General features: G+C 46.7%; 15 protein-coding genes, 2 tRNA genes and 1 other annotated feature. Of the genes, 16 read left to right on the top strand and 1 reads right to left on the bottom strand.

Annotated features, from left to right (window positions below):
• Nucleotides 1–50: 50 nt before the first annotated feature.
• The 11 genes from ABDB98_RS12990 (at nucleotide 51) to ABDB98_RS12940 (ending at nucleotide 6,286) form a co-directional block, all read left to right on the top strand.
• Nucleotides 51–488 (top strand): acyl-CoA thioesterase, encoded by a 438-nt coding sequence (locus ABDB98_RS12990; protein WP_016938665.1) that lies wholly within the window; start codon nucleotides 51–53, stop codon nucleotides 486–488.
• Nucleotides 489–608: 120 nt separating this feature from the next.
• A complete protein-coding gene (gerE, locus tag ABDB98_RS12985) occupies nucleotides 609–833 on the top strand; it encodes a spore germination transcription factor GerE (RefSeq protein WP_003152579.1) in 225 nt (74 codons plus the stop codon).
• Between the two features lie 188 nt (nucleotides 834–1,021).
• The gene (locus ABDB98_RS12980) at nucleotides 1,022–1,462 is read left to right on the top strand and encodes a MarR family winged helix-turn-helix transcriptional regulator (RefSeq protein ID WP_016938743.1); all 441 of its coding nucleotides are present in this window, start codon (nucleotides 1,022–1,024) and stop codon (nucleotides 1,460–1,462) included.
• A 7-nt stretch (nucleotides 1,463–1,469) separates the two neighbouring features.
• Nucleotides 1,470–2,288, top strand: coding sequence for a glutamate racemase (gene racE / locus ABDB98_RS12975; RefSeq protein WP_101605407.1), 819 nt, complete (start codon nucleotides 1,470–1,472; stop codon nucleotides 2,286–2,288).
• Nucleotides 2,289–2,393: 105 nt separating this feature from the next.
• Nucleotides 2,394–3,479, top strand: a complete 1,086-nt coding sequence (locus tag ABDB98_RS12970) for a GerMN domain-containing protein (protein WP_045925258.1) — start codon at nucleotides 2,394–2,396, stop codon at nucleotides 3,477–3,479.
• A gap of 110 nt (nucleotides 3,480–3,589) precedes the next feature.
• Nucleotides 3,590–4,327, top strand: coding sequence for a ribonuclease PH (gene rph, locus ABDB98_RS12965; protein ID WP_016938746.1), 738 nt, complete (start codon nucleotides 3,590–3,592; stop codon nucleotides 4,325–4,327).
• Nucleotides 4,328–4,339: 12 nt separating this feature from the next.
• The gene (locus tag ABDB98_RS12960; protein ID WP_088030569.1) at nucleotides 4,340–4,936 is read left to right on the top strand and encodes an XTP/dITP diphosphatase; all 597 of its coding nucleotides are present in this window, start codon (nucleotides 4,340–4,342) and stop codon (nucleotides 4,934–4,936) included.
• A gap of 16 nt (nucleotides 4,937–4,952) precedes the next feature.
• On the top strand, nucleotides 4,953–5,462 hold the full coding sequence (locus ABDB98_RS12955; RefSeq protein WP_438420341.1) for a YfcE family phosphodiesterase: 510 nt from the start codon (nucleotides 4,953–4,955) through the stop codon (nucleotides 5,460–5,462).
• A 113-nt stretch (nucleotides 5,463–5,575) separates the two neighbouring features.
• A tRNA-Arg gene (locus ABDB98_RS12950) sits at nucleotides 5,576–5,649 on the top strand.
• A 124-nt stretch (nucleotides 5,650–5,773) separates the two neighbouring features.
• Nucleotides 5,774–5,847: transfer RNA gene (locus tag ABDB98_RS12945), tRNA-Arg, on the top strand.
• A 253-nt stretch (nucleotides 5,848–6,100) separates the two neighbouring features.
• Nucleotides 6,101–6,286, top strand: coding sequence for a hypothetical protein (locus tag ABDB98_RS12940; protein ID WP_438420340.1), 186 nt, complete (start codon nucleotides 6,101–6,103; stop codon nucleotides 6,284–6,286).
• Between the two features lie 37 nt (nucleotides 6,287–6,323).
• Here the strand turns inward: ABDB98_RS12940 and ABDB98_RS12935 are convergent, their stop codons facing one another.
• Entirely contained in the window at nucleotides 6,324–6,674 is a 351-nt protein-coding gene (locus tag ABDB98_RS12935) for a DNA helicase (RefSeq protein WP_438420339.1), read from the bottom strand.
• A gap of 425 nt (nucleotides 6,675–7,099) precedes the next feature.
• Nucleotides 7,100–7,352, top strand: a binding site (T-box leader).
• A 119-nt stretch (nucleotides 7,353–7,471) separates the two neighbouring features.
• Between ABDB98_RS12935 and ilvB the strand changes: the two genes are divergently transcribed.
• From ilvB to leuB, 5 genes are read left to right on the top strand one after another with little or no spacing between them, the layout of a single operon-like run.
• Nucleotides 7,472–9,196: an acetolactate synthase large subunit gene (ilvB, locus tag ABDB98_RS12930; RefSeq protein ID WP_438420338.1), complete on the top strand. Its 1,725-nt coding sequence runs from the start codon at nucleotides 7,472–7,474 to the stop codon at nucleotides 9,194–9,196.
• Complete coding sequence (gene ilvN, locus ABDB98_RS12925; protein WP_016938753.1) at nucleotides 9,193–9,711, top strand: acetolactate synthase small subunit; 519 nt, start codon at nucleotides 9,193–9,195, stop codon at nucleotides 9,709–9,711. The genes ilvB and ilvN overlap by 4 nt, the downstream gene beginning before the upstream one ends.
• Before the next feature lie 22 nt (nucleotides 9,712–9,733).
• Nucleotides 9,734–10,762: a ketol-acid reductoisomerase gene (ilvC, locus tag ABDB98_RS12920; protein ID WP_366969116.1), complete on the top strand. Its 1,029-nt coding sequence runs from the start codon at nucleotides 9,734–9,736 to the stop codon at nucleotides 10,760–10,762.
• Nucleotides 10,749–12,305: a 2-isopropylmalate synthase gene (locus ABDB98_RS12915; RefSeq protein ID WP_438420337.1), complete on the top strand. Its 1,557-nt coding sequence runs from the start codon at nucleotides 10,749–10,751 to the stop codon at nucleotides 12,303–12,305. Before ilvC ends, ABDB98_RS12915 begins: the two co-directional genes overlap by 14 nt.
• Before the next feature lie 20 nt (nucleotides 12,306–12,325).
• The gene (gene leuB, locus ABDB98_RS12910; RefSeq protein WP_064777684.1) at nucleotides 12,326–13,423 is read left to right on the top strand and encodes a 3-isopropylmalate dehydrogenase; all 1,098 of its coding nucleotides are present in this window, start codon (nucleotides 12,326–12,328) and stop codon (nucleotides 13,421–13,423) included.
• Nucleotides 13,424–13,429 lie beyond the last annotated feature (6 nt).

Genomic DNA, 13,429 nt, shown 5'->3' with positions numbered 1-13,429 from the left:
AAAGAGCCTCTTCCGCACGGGAGAGGTTTTTTTATAAGGAGCTGAAGGTGATGAAACAACCGCAATACATTGACATCCCGTTTGAAGAATGGAGACAGTCGTTTTCTTTCTTTACTGAAGTATCGGTTCGCTTTTCAGAAACGGATATGTTCGGCCATATGAATAATGTAACCCCTTTCATCTATTTTGAAGAAGCCCGGATCGCCTACTTTAAGCAGCGCGGCATGGAAGCGCAAAATGCGGAGACGATGACAGTCGTCGCAAGCCAGCAGTGTGACTATATGCGTCAGGTGATGCCGTATGAAAATCTGCGGATTTATGTCAAAGCAAGCTCTGTCGGAAATGCGTCCGTCACCCTTCATTACCTTGGAGAAAACGAGTCAGGCCTGCCGTGCTTTACCGGTTCCGTCGTTATGGTACAAGTATCAAAGACAAGCGGCAAAGCGGTCAGCTGGACGGAGCGGGAGAAAGGCATTCTGCTCGCCTGAACGGATAACTATTTCTTTAAGTGACGTCACCTCCGAAGCGGCTTTTACATATGATATCTTGACTATATAAACCCATTCGTTTCAGATTCGCTCTCACCTTAGCAAGGAGGGTTACAATACTTGAAGGAGAAAGATTTTCAATCAAAGCCGCTGCTGACCAAAAGAGAAAGAGAAGTATTCGAATTGCTCGTTCAAGACAAGACAACAAAAGAAATTGCAAGCGAGCTATTTATCAGTGAAAAAACTGTACGGAATCACATTTCAAATGCCATGCAGAAGTTAGGTGTGAAAGGGCGTTCGCAAGCTGTTGTCGAGCTTCTTAGAATGGGTGAGCTAGAGCTCTGATTCTTGCCGGTTTTCCTTCTTTACGAGAAGGAGCCGGTTATTTGTGTTGGCGCCCGGGGTGATAGGCATGCGCTGAAAATCCCGGCTTTTCCTTTTTCTCCGTCAGTCTTGCATTTTCTTAAAAAAAGAAGGAAAATAGACACGGAGCGTGAATAGCCCAGAAAGATCCTTGAGTGAGGGATGGACAAATGACATCAAAATCTGTAGAGCATGTTGCGGATATCGAAAAATCACTCCGCCATATCGCTGCGATCATTAAACAAAAAGGACGAGAAATCCTTAACCAATATGCAATTACACCGCCGCAATTCGTAGGCCTTCAATGGCTTTATGAATTGGGGGATATGACAATAGGCGAATTATCAGGCAAAATGTATTTGGCTTGCAGCACGACGACGGATCTGATAGACCGCATGGAAAAAAATAAGCTTGTCGAACGGGTGAAAGACCCTGCTGACAGACGGGTCGTCAGAATTCATCTTCTCGCTGAAGGAGAGCGCATTATTCAGGAAGTGATTTTAAAAAGGCAGGCATATTTGCGGGATATGTTTGAGACATTTTCCGAAGAAGAAACAGCCGTCTTCGAAAAATCATTATTGAAACTGCAGCATGAAATGAAAAGAAAATGAGGCGATTTTGTTGGAACAGCCGATAGGAGTCATTGATTCCGGGGTTGGCGGGTTAACCGTTGCTAAGGAAATCATGAGACAGCTACCGAAGGAAAATATCATCTACGTGGGAGATACAAAACGCTGCCCGTACGGCCCGCGTCCTGAAGAAGAAGTTCTTCAATACACATGGGAAATGACCGATTACCTGCTGGAAAACCACCATATCAAAATGCTCGTGATCGCTTGTAATACGGCCACGGCCATTGCCTTGGAGGATATTCAGCGTAAAACGGATATTCCGGTTGTCGGCGTCATTCAGCCGGGTGCGAGAACGGCGATAAAGGTGACGAAAAACCAGCATATCGGCGTCATCGGCACGATAAATACCATTAAAAGCAGAGCGTATGAGCAGGCGCTGCTCGGATTAAATGCAGACCTTCAAGTCGAGAACACGGCTTGTCCGCTGCTGGTGCCGTTTGTGGAAAGCGGACGGTTTCTGCAGGAATCGGCGGAGGAAGCTGTCGAAGCATCACTTGAGCCTTTAAAAGGTACAGCAATTGATACCCTGATTCTAGGATGCACGCATTATCCGATTTTGAAAGAACCGATTCAGGACTATATGGGAGATCATGTGAAAATCATTTCCTCCGGTGACGAGACAGCGAGAGAAGTGAGTACCATCTTGTCTTATAAAGGTTTGTTAAACCAATCGAATCATGCACCGGAGTATCAGTTTCTTACAACGGGAGAACGGAACGGCTTCGCAAAAATTGCCGAAGACTGGTTCGGCCATGAAATCGGCCATGTCGAGAGCATCTCCCTTCAAGAGCCGATCAGAAAATAAATCAAAAAACCCGCTGTTTACGGCGGGTTTTTTTGCGCATCCCGGTCTATTTCCCGGACAGGGCTCGTATACATCATAGTACAAACAGCCTTAGGAGGGAAAAGTATGCTGAAAAAAGGACCTGCAGTCATTGCTGCAACATGTCTTACTTCGGCTTTTGTATTATCAGGATGCGGTTTGTTTCAATCCGATAAAACAGCCGGGGAAATTGACCCGCCTCAAGACATTTCATATGTAAAGGGTGAAGCGGGGATACAGGCAAAATCAAAGCAATCAGAAAAAAACGGCACGTCTAAAGCCGACCAGCCGGCCAATACAGTCATGAGAGAGCTGTATCTGATTGATAAAAACGGCTATGTCGCAGCACAGACACTGCCTCTTCCGAACAGTGAGGGAACCGCAAAGCAGGCCCTTGAGTATTTGGTTCAGGGGGGGCCTGTCTCAGAAATCCTGCCGAACGGATTCAGAGCGGTGCTTCCTGTTGATACGACGGTAAATGTTGACATTAAAAAAGATGGTACCGCCGTCGCTGATTTTTCGAAGGAATTTAAAAACTATAAAAAAGAAGACGAACAAAAAATCCTGCAATCGATTACATGGACGCTTACCCAATTCAGCTCCATAGATAAAGTCAAAATCAGAATGAACGGGCATGAACTGAAAGAAATGCCTGTAGGCGGCACGCCGATTACGGGCGACTTAAGCAGAAAAGACGGAATTAATATTGAAACCGCCGGAGTGAATGATCTGACAGACACCCATCCGCTGACTGTATACTATCTGGCGGAAACAGAGACGAGCGAATATTACGTGCCTGTCACAAAGCGGATTGACAATTCGGAAACAAATGACATCACCGCTGCCGTTGAACAGCTCGCCGACGGGCCGGGCAAAGCAAGCGGGCTTTTGACGGACTTTAATAACGATGTTAAGCTGCTCAGCAAGCCGGAAGTAAAAGACGGCCGGGTTACACTTGACTTTAACAGCTCTATTTACGGAAGCGCCGATGAAAAAACAAAAATGGTCTCATCGGGCGTACTGGACAGCATCGTTCTCACATTAACAGAACAGCCGTCGATAAAAAGTGTTTCTATAAAAGTAAACGGAAAATCAGAACTGGTGAATGAAAAGGGTGAATCCCTTTCAAAACCCGTTTCGAGACCGTCACAAGTGAATACGGGTAGTTTTTAATTTGTGATTTTTGATATACTAGTAAAAAAGAGGTTAGCGTTCCGGGCTGCCTCTTTCTTTATTCACAATCCGGAACAAAAGGTTTATGTACATATAATCGGAGGTAAAATATGAGACACGACGGAAGACAGCACGATGAGCTGCGCCCTATCACATTTGATTTGGATTTTATCACTCACCCGGAGGGCTCTGTTTTAATTACAGCGGGAAATACAAAGGTTATCTGTAATGCATCTGTGGAAGACCGGGTGCCGCCATTTTTGCGCGGCGGAGGAAAAGGCTGGATCACAGCGGAATACAGCATGCTTCCCCGCGCCACGAATCAAAGAACGATAAGAGAATCTTCAAAAGGAAAGGTCTCCGGCAGAACGATGGAAATCCAGCGTCTGATCGGGCGTGCGCTTCGGGCCGTCGTTGATTTGGAAAAGCTCGGCGAACGGACGATCTGGATCGACTGTGACGTCATTCAGGCTGACGGCGGAACAAGAACGGCTTCCATTACCGGCGCCTTCTTGGCAATGGCCATTGCGGCCGGAAAACTCGTAAAAAGCGGCGTTATCAAAACTTCTCCCGTGACAGATTATCTTGCGGCCATTTCTGTCGGGATGGATAAAGAAGAAGGTCTGCTTTTGGATCTGAATTATGAAGAGGATTCAACGGCTGAAGTCGACATGAATATCATCATGACGGGAAGCGGACGTTTTGTAGAGCTTCAAGGGACGGGCGAAGAAGCCACATTCTCCCGTGAAGATTTAAACGGACTGTTAAGCCTTGCCGAAAAAGGAATCCAGACGCTTATTCAAAAGCAAAAAGAAGTGCTGGGAGAAACATTGCCTGAACTGAAATAAAGAAAGAGAGGCCTGATCAGCGTGAAAGAAGCTATTATTGCGACACACAATCCGGGAAAAGTAAAAGAATTTAAGGAAATACTCGAACCGAAAGGCTACAGCGTCTCTTCTTTGGCGGAAATCGGATTTACGGAAGAAATTGAGGAAACCGGACACACCTTTGAAGAAAACGCCATCTTAAAAGCGGAAGCCGTGGCAAAAGCCGTCAACAAAATGGTCATTGCAGACGACTCCGGTTTATCAGTGGACAACCTTGGAGGCAGACCGGGCGTTTATTCAGCCCGTTATGCCGGCGAAGCAAAAGATGATAAGGCGAATATGGACAAGGTGCTGTCAGAATTAAAAGGCATCGAAAAAGAGCAGCGTACGGCCCGTTTCCGCTGCGCCCTTGCCGTCAGCATGCCGGGGCAGGAAACAAAAACGGTTGAAGGTCATGTTGAAGGATATATAGCAGAAGAACCCGAAGGAGATAACGGGTTCGGCTATGATCCCATTTTTATTGTAAAGGATAAAGATAAAACAATGGCTCAGCTGACAAGCGCTGAGAAAAACAAAATCAGCCACAGGGCGGAAGCGCTCAAGAAACTGTCAAAGCTGCTTGACGCGTAAGGGGGAGCGTAATGCAATGAAAGTGCTGATAATAAGTGACAGTCACGGCCTCGAAGACGAATTGGAGACGATCTCGAAGCGGCACGAAGCCGAAGCGGATCTGATGATTCATTGCGGTGATTCAGAGCTTGATGCCGCACACCCGGCGCTTGTGCCGTATCACACGGTGAAAGGCAATTGCGACTTTGGCGGCGGGTTTCAGGAGGAGCTCCTGCTGGACGCCGGTTCAAAGAAAATCCTGGCCGCACACGGACATCTTCACGGCATTAAACAGTCACTTTTAACTGTTTTTTACCGGGCGGAAGAGCTTGGAGCGGATATCGTCTGCTTCGGCCACTCGCATATTGCCGGGAGTGAAGTGCTTCGGGGCAAGCTTTTGATTAACCCTGGCAGCATCCGCCTTCCGAGAGTCCGCAATGTGAAAAGCTATGCCATTCTTACTCTTACAGAAAGTGAAGGCACTGTGACGTTTTACGACGAAACGGGTCAGGAATTGAAGGACTTGGGGAATACAATCAGCTTTTAACATTCGATGGGGAAGATTTCTTTCTTCCCCATCAAAAGTTTCTAAAAAAATATTGACTTATGACATGAACCTGTATATAATAAATCTTGTCGCTGATACATAAAGCAAAACCTGTCCCAGTAGCTCAGCTGGATAGAGCAACGGCCTTCTAAGCCGTCGGTCGGGAGTTCGAATCTCTCCTGGGACGTACAGAAAAAGAGCTGGTGACATCAGAGTGAAAACTGATGACGCTGGCCTTTTTTATCTGATGACCATATTGTCAATTCGCTGACATCATGGTAAAATGATCAGCAGAACGATTTGATTTTCATGTCCCAGTAGCTCAGCCGGATAGAGCAACGGCCTTCTAAGCCGTCGGTCGGGAGTTCGAATCTCTCCTGGGACGTATAATAAAAAACCTCAAGCCCTGACAATGGGTTTGAGGTTTTTTTTGTATTTGTTTTTTATTTTATGAAATAAAAGTCCTGTATTTAATGAAAATTGTAAAGGAATTTTAATATAAATGAAACTTAATGAAATATTTACCGTAAGAAATATATGTATAAAGATACTTAAGGCGCCTTTGAGTGATAAAATATCTAATTTCTATTATTTATTTTGTTAATATTTGATAGAAAGACAGCGGGAGGAATTAGCTTTTGAAGTACGCATTTGCATATAAAAATGACAAGATAGAAACGATCTTTTGCGGAAAAGACGAGCTGTTTGAGGAACTGAAACAATTTTTAATGGTTCAATGCGGTTTAATCATTGTTGAGGTTTCAAAGGCTGATTACGATACGGAGCAGGAAATAAATCAATGGAATGACCGTTATACACTGTAAGTAAGAAAAAACCGGCCGTGGGAGACCGGTTTTTATATCATCTGAATCCGCTCGGAGCGCTGAAGCCCCCGGCATGGCCGCTGAAACCGCCCCCGAGCGCGCCGGGATGGGACCCTGCGCCGAGGCTTCCGCCGACATCACTGAAGGTTTGACCGTAGTACCCGCTTGTATAAGGGTATGGGACGAATTGCTGCCCGGCGAATGACAGCGAGCTTTGCGGGGTCTGCTGTCCGTATCCGGTTGACGGAAATCCCTGCTGAAAAGAAGGGCCGCCCTGAAACGGAGCTGTATGCATCGGTGCCGGAGGATAATAAGACTGCGGCGGCAGAACAGGTAAAGGCGGAAATCCGGGAGGCAGGCCTTGCATGCCTGATAACATCTTATTCATGACATCACTCATTTCTTCACGAGATAAGAACAGTGTATGCGTATGTCTGTATAAAGAGCCTGTTCAATCTGAACGGAATATCTGACAAGCAGACCGGAAAGAACATGAAAAATTGTGTAATAAAATGTGACATAATCGTATAAGAACGGAAAAATTTCATGTAATCTTGAGAGATTAACAAAAAAATGATAAAAACTTTTAACATTTACAGATCCCTTTGTACCAGTAATGAAAGCGTATACAAAATAGATTGATTAATCTAAATTGTCTAATAATTATAAAAATGCTGTTGACACTGTCTGCAAACGGGCGTAATATGAGTTCAAACAAAAATAAATAAATGATTCACACTAAAAAGAAAAATCATAAAACACTGAAAAACAAACAAATGAGGGTTCTTTTTTTAAATAAAAGAGCCGCTATAATAAAAAGCGCAGAAGAGGATAAGTAGCTTTGCAGAAGTTTTTTACAGAGAGCCGGTAACGCTGAGAGCCGGCAAAAACAAAGCAAAGTGAACTCGCCTCAGAGTGCCGGTCTGAAATGTGAAGAGTAGGACTCGGCCGAGTGAACGCAACGTTTACTCGTTATCAAAACGGATAGTAATTATCCATGAGACGGTCTTCATATGACCGTAAACAAGGGTGGTACCGCGGAGAGCAAAGCCTTTTCGCCCCTTTTGGCTATCGCATGAAATGCTTGGCTGAATGTGGGTGGGAAGGCTTTTTTATTTGCGTCAGCCGGCGCTGCGTTTTATGAATTTGATTTTAGAAGGGAACATTGAAAAGGAGGAACTGAAAATGGGCACAAATGTACAGGCGGATACTACGTCTGCCGATTGTACAAAGACAATGAACGGGGCTCTGATGCTGATTGAATCATTAAAGAAAGAAAAAGTCGAAATGATCTTCGGATATCCGGGGGGAGCCGTTCTTCCGATTTACGATAAGCTGTATCAATCAGGATTGGTTCACATCCTGCCCCGGCACGAGCAAGGCGCGATTCATGCGGCCGAAGGGTATGCGAGAGTCTCAGGGAAGCCGGGGGTTGTCATCGCTACTTCAGGACCCGGAGCGACAAACTTAGTGACCGGTCTTGCGGACGCGATGATTGATTCACTGCCGCTCGTAGTGTTTACCGGCCAGGTGGCCACTTCAGTCATCGGCAGCGACGCTTTCCAGGAAGCCGACATTTTAGGAATTACGATGCCGATTACGAAACACAGCTATCAGGTCCGCCGTCCGGAAGATCTTCCCCGTGTGATCAAAGAGGCTTTCCATATCGCCACGACGGGAAGACCGGGTCCGGTATTAATTGATATTCCGAAGGATGTCGCAGCATTTGAAGGGGAATTCAGATATGATCATGAGATCAATCTTCCAGGTTATCAGCCGGTAAAAGAGCCTAACTATCTGCAGATCCGAAAGCTCGTAGAAGCTGTCAGCAGTGCGAAAAAGCCGGTTATTTTAGCCGGAGCGGGTGTTTTGCACGGTAAAGCTTCAGAAGATTTAAAAAATTATGCCGAACAGCAGCAAATACCGGTAGCCCACACGCTTCTCGGTCTGGGCGGTTTCCCGGCAGACCATCCTCTCTTTCTGGGGATGGCGGGAATGCACGGCACATACACAGCGAATATGGCGCTTTATCACTGTGACTTGCTGATCAGCATCGGAGCTCGGTTCGATGATCGTGTGACAGGAAATCTGAAGCATTTTGCAAAATCGGCCAAAGTGGCGCACATCGATATTGATCCGGCTGAAATCGGAAAAATTATCGAAACGCAGATCCCGGTGGTCGGCGACAGTAAAATCGTCCTTCAGGAACTATTGAAGCAAAACGGAAAACAGGGACAGTCAGATGAATGGAAACAGCAGCTTTCCGAATGGAAAGAAGAATATCCGCTCTGGTATACAGACGACAGTGAAGAGGGCTTAAAACCCCAAAAGCTGATTGAGTATATTCACCAATTCACAAACGGAGAGGCGATTGTGGCGACGGATGTCGGCCAGCACCAGATGTGGGCGGCTCAGTTCTATCCTTTCCGAAAGGCTGATAAGTGGGTGACCTCGGGAGGGCTCGGCACAATGGGCTTCGGCCTTCCGGCGGCTATCGGAGCGCAGCTGGCTGATCGTAACGCCACGGTCGTTGCCATCCTCGGAGACGGCGGTTTTCAGATGACCCTGCAGGAGTTAGATGTCATCCGGCAGCTGAATCTTCCGGTCAAAGTGATTATTTTGAACAATGAATGCCTGGGCATGGTCAGACAGTGGCAGGAAATCTTCTATGAAGAACGCTACTCTGAATCCAAATTCTCAGCGCAGCCTGACTTTGTCAAATTGTCAGAAGCCTACGGCATTAAAGGCATCCGGATTACATCAGAAGAAGAGGCGGAAAAAGAACTGCAAAAGGCGCTTTCATCAAAAGAGCCGGCCGTTATTGACGTCCGGGTCGCCAAAAGCGAAAAAGTATTCCCGATGATTGCGCCGGGTAAAGGACTTCATGAAATGGTGGGGGTGAAACCTTGAAACGCATTATCACATTAACGGTGGTCAACCGCTCGGGGGTATTAAACCGGATCACCGGCCTGTTTACAAAAAGACACTATAATATCGAAAGCATCACTGTAGGCCACACGGAAACAAGCGGTGTTTCAAGGATTACATTTGTCGTCCATGTGGAAGGCGAAAACGACGTTGAGCAGCTGACAAAGCAGCTTAACAAACAAATTGACGTCCTGAAAGTGACGGATATTACAAACCAATCAATCGTACAGCGTGAGCTTGCACTGATTAAAGTTGTTTCTGCACCGCCGACCAGAACGGAAATCAATGGAATCATTGAGCCGTTCAGAGCTTCCGTCGTTGATGTCTCAAAGGACAGCATCGTCGTTCAGGTCACGGGCGAGTCTGATAAAATCGAAGCTCTTATAGAGCTTCTCAAACCTTACGGCATTAAAGAAATCGCGAGAACAGGCACAACGGCTTTTGCGAGGGGAACCCAGCAAAAGGCGTCATCCAATAAAACAATTTCTATTGTATAACACAAAAAAGGGAGAGATTAAAATGGTAAAAGTATATTATAACGGTGATATCAAAGAGAACGTATTGGCAGGTAAAAAAGTAGCGGTTATCGGTTACGGTTCACAGGGTCACGCACATGCGCTGAACTTAAAAGAAAGCGGAATTGATGTCATTGTCGGCGTCAGACAAGGCAAATCATTTACACAGGCCCAAGAAGACGGTCATCAAGTATTTTCTGTAAGAGAAGCGGCTGCCCAGGCTGACATCATTATGGTTCTTCTTCCGGATGAACAGCAGCAAAAAGTATATGAAGCTGAAATCAAAGATGAATTGACGGCGGGCAAATCATTGGTATTCGCACACGGATTTAACGTCCATTTCCATCAGATCGTGCCTCCTGCTGATGTAGATGTCTTCCTTGTCGCTCCTAAAGGACCGGGACACCTTGTCAGAAGAACATATGAACAAGGCGCAGGCGTACCGGCATTGTTTGCCATCTATCAGGATGTATCAGGCGAAGCGAAAGACACGGCTCTTGCTTACGCAAAAGGAATCGGCGGGGCGCGCGCGGGGGTTCTTGAAACAACATTTAAGGAAGAAACGGAAACGGATCTGTTCGGTGAGCAGGCTGTTCTCTGCGGAGGTTTAACAGCGCTTGTCAAAGCCGGTTTTGAAACGCTGACAGAAGCCGGATACCAGCCTGAACTCGCATACTTCGAGTGTCTGCACGAACTGAAATTAATCGTAGACTTAATGTATGAAGAAGGCTTGGCGGGCATGAGATACTCTATCTCCGATACGGCTCAATGGGGAGATTTTGTATCAGGACCGCGCGTAGTCGATGCGAAGGTAAAAGAATCTATGAAACAAGTATTAACGGATATTCAAAACGGTACATTCGCAAAAGAATGGATCGTGGAAAACCAAGTGAACCGTCCTCGCTTCAATGCGATCAATGCAAGTGAAAACGAGCATCAGATTGAAAAGGTCGGCAGACAGCTTCGTGAAATGATGCCGTTTGTCAAACAAGGTAAAAAGAAGGAAGCGGTGGTCTCCGTTGCGCAAAATTAACGTTTTCGACACGACCCTTCGTGACGGTGAACAATCTCCCGGGGTCAACCTTAATGCGCGGGAGAAACTGGCGATAGCCAAGCAGCTTGAAAGACTCGGGGTGGACATTATTGAAGCGGGATTTCCCGCTTCATCCCGAGGTGATTTTTTAGCCGTGCAGGAAATCGCAAGAACGATTAAAAATTGTTCGGTAACAGGGCTTGCCCGTTCTGTCAAAGGTGACATCGACGCAGCCTGGGAAGCGCTGAAAGACGGGGCCAGCCCGCGGATTCACATCTTTATCGCCACCTCAGACATTCATCTGAAGCATAAGCTGAAAATGACGCGGGAAGAGGTTAAGGAAAAAGCGGTTGAAATGGTGAAGTATGCAAAAGAACGCTTCCCGATCGTTCAATGGTCAGCAGAAGACGCATGCCGCACCGAACTTCCGTTTTTAGCTGAAATCGTAGAAGAAGTGATTGATGCCGGCGCGAGCGTCATCAACCTGCCGGACACTGTAGGCTACCTGACGCCGGCGGAATACGGAAACATCTTTAAATATATGAAGGAACACGTTCCGAATATCAGCCGGGTAAAGCTCTCAGCTCATTGCCACGATGATCTCGGAATGGCGGTTGCCAACTCACTTTCGGCAATTGAGAACGGCGCTGATCAAATTGAATGCGCCATTAACGGCATAGGAGAAAGAGCCGGGAACGCCGCGCTTGAAGAAATCGCCGTTGCGCTTCATGTCAGAAATGACGCATATCAAGCTGATTCATCTCTCACTCTTCATGAATTGAAGCGGACGAGTGATCTTGTCAGCAAACTGACGGGCATGGCCGTTCCCCGCAATAAAGCGATCGTCGGAGATAACGCTTTCGCCCATGAGTCGGGTATTCACCAAGACGGTTTCCTGAAAGAAAAATCAACATATGAAATTATTTCACCGGAACTTGTCGGTGTGACAGCGGATGCGCTCGTGCTCGGAAAGCATTCCGGACGCCACGCGTTCAAAGATCGCCTGAATACGCTTGGATTCCAGTTTGATAGTGATGAAATCAATAAATATTTTACGATGTTTAAAGAACTGACCGAAAAGAAAAAAGAAATCACCGATGATGACTTGATTTCTCTTATTTTAGAAGAAAAAGTGACGGACAAAAAAATCGGCTATGAATTTTTGTCTCTGCAAGTGCATTACGGGACGTCTCAGGTGCCCACTGCAACAGTCTCTTTGAAAAATCAGGAAAACGAACAGCTGATGCAAGAGGCGGCAACAGGGGCAGGCAGCATAGAAGCCGTTTATAACACGCTCGGTCGCTGTATTAATAAAGATATTGAACTGATGGATTACCGCATTCAATCCAACCGAAAAGGCGAAGACGCGCTGGCTCAAGTTTACGTCAGAGTGACCGTGAACGGAAAAGAATCATCAGGGCGGGGAATCGCGCAGGATGTTTTGGAAGCTTCTGCAAAAGCATATTTGAATGCTGTGAACCGGCAATTGGTGCTGGATTGCAATATAGACGGATTAAAGAGACAGACTGCGGTCGGCTCGTAATAGAAAGGAGAACGTTTGATTTGAAAAAACGCATTGCTTTGCTTCCCGGTGACGGAATCGGACCGGAAGTGGCGGAATCAGCGGCAGATGTATTGAAAAGCGTTGCCGAACAATTCGGACATGAATTTGAATTTGAAAACGGGCTGATCGGGGGAGCGGCTATTGACGCCCATCAAAATCCCCTTCCTGAGGAGACGGTGGCTCTTTGCGAGAGGTCTGACGCCATCCTGCTCGGTGCAGTCGGCGGACCGAAATGGGACCAAAATCCTCCGGAGCTCAGACCGGAAAAAGGCCTGCTCGGCATCAGAAAAAAACTCGGCCTGTTTGCCAATCTGCGTCCGGTGACCGTATTTGAAAGCCTGTCTGAGGCATCTCCGCTGAAAAAAGAATATATCAGCGGCGTAGACTTTGTAATCGTCAGGGAACTGACGGGCGGCCTCTACTTTGGAGAGCCGAGCAGACAGTATGTCAATGAAGCGGGAGAAAAAGAAGCGGTCGATACCCTCTTTTATAAGAAAGAAGAAATCGAACGCGTTGTCAGAGAAGCCTTTAAAATGGCTGCCGGCAGAAAAGGAAAAGTGACGTCAGTTGATAAGGCGAATGTGCTTTCTTCAAGCAGGCTGTGGCGTGAAACGGCAGATGAAATCGCAAAAGAATTTCCTGATGTGACGCTTGAACATATGCTTGTCGATAATGCTGCGATGCAGCTCATCTATGCTCCGAACCAGTTTGACGTCATCGTAACTGAAAACATGTTCGGCGATATTTTAAGTGATGAAGCCTCCATGCTGACAGGTTCGCTCGGCATGCTGCCGTCAGCCAGTCTATCAAGTTCAGGTCTTCACTTGTTTGAACCGGTGCATGGATCTGCGCCTGACATTGCCGGTAAAGGGATGGCCAATCCGTTTGCGGCGATTTTATCAGCGGCGATGCTTTTGAGAACATCTTTCGGGCTTGAAAACGAAGCGCAGGCGGTAGAAAAGGCGGTCGCAAAGGTGCTTGCAGACGGCAGCCGTACACGTGATATCGCCCGGGACGGCCAATATGCCGGAACGCATGACATTACTGAAAAAGTAAAAGCCGCAATAGCCGGCGCGAATACAAAATCTATAGTATGACGCTTA

Origin of the sequence: Bacillus siamensis (assembly GCF_051628075.1) — a bacterium.
Classification (GTDB): domain Bacteria; phylum Bacillota; class Bacilli; order Bacillales; family Bacillaceae; genus Bacillus; species Bacillus siamensis.
The sequence above is the reverse complement of the archived record's forward strand: the minus strand, read 5'-3'. Positions and strand labels throughout refer to the sequence as shown.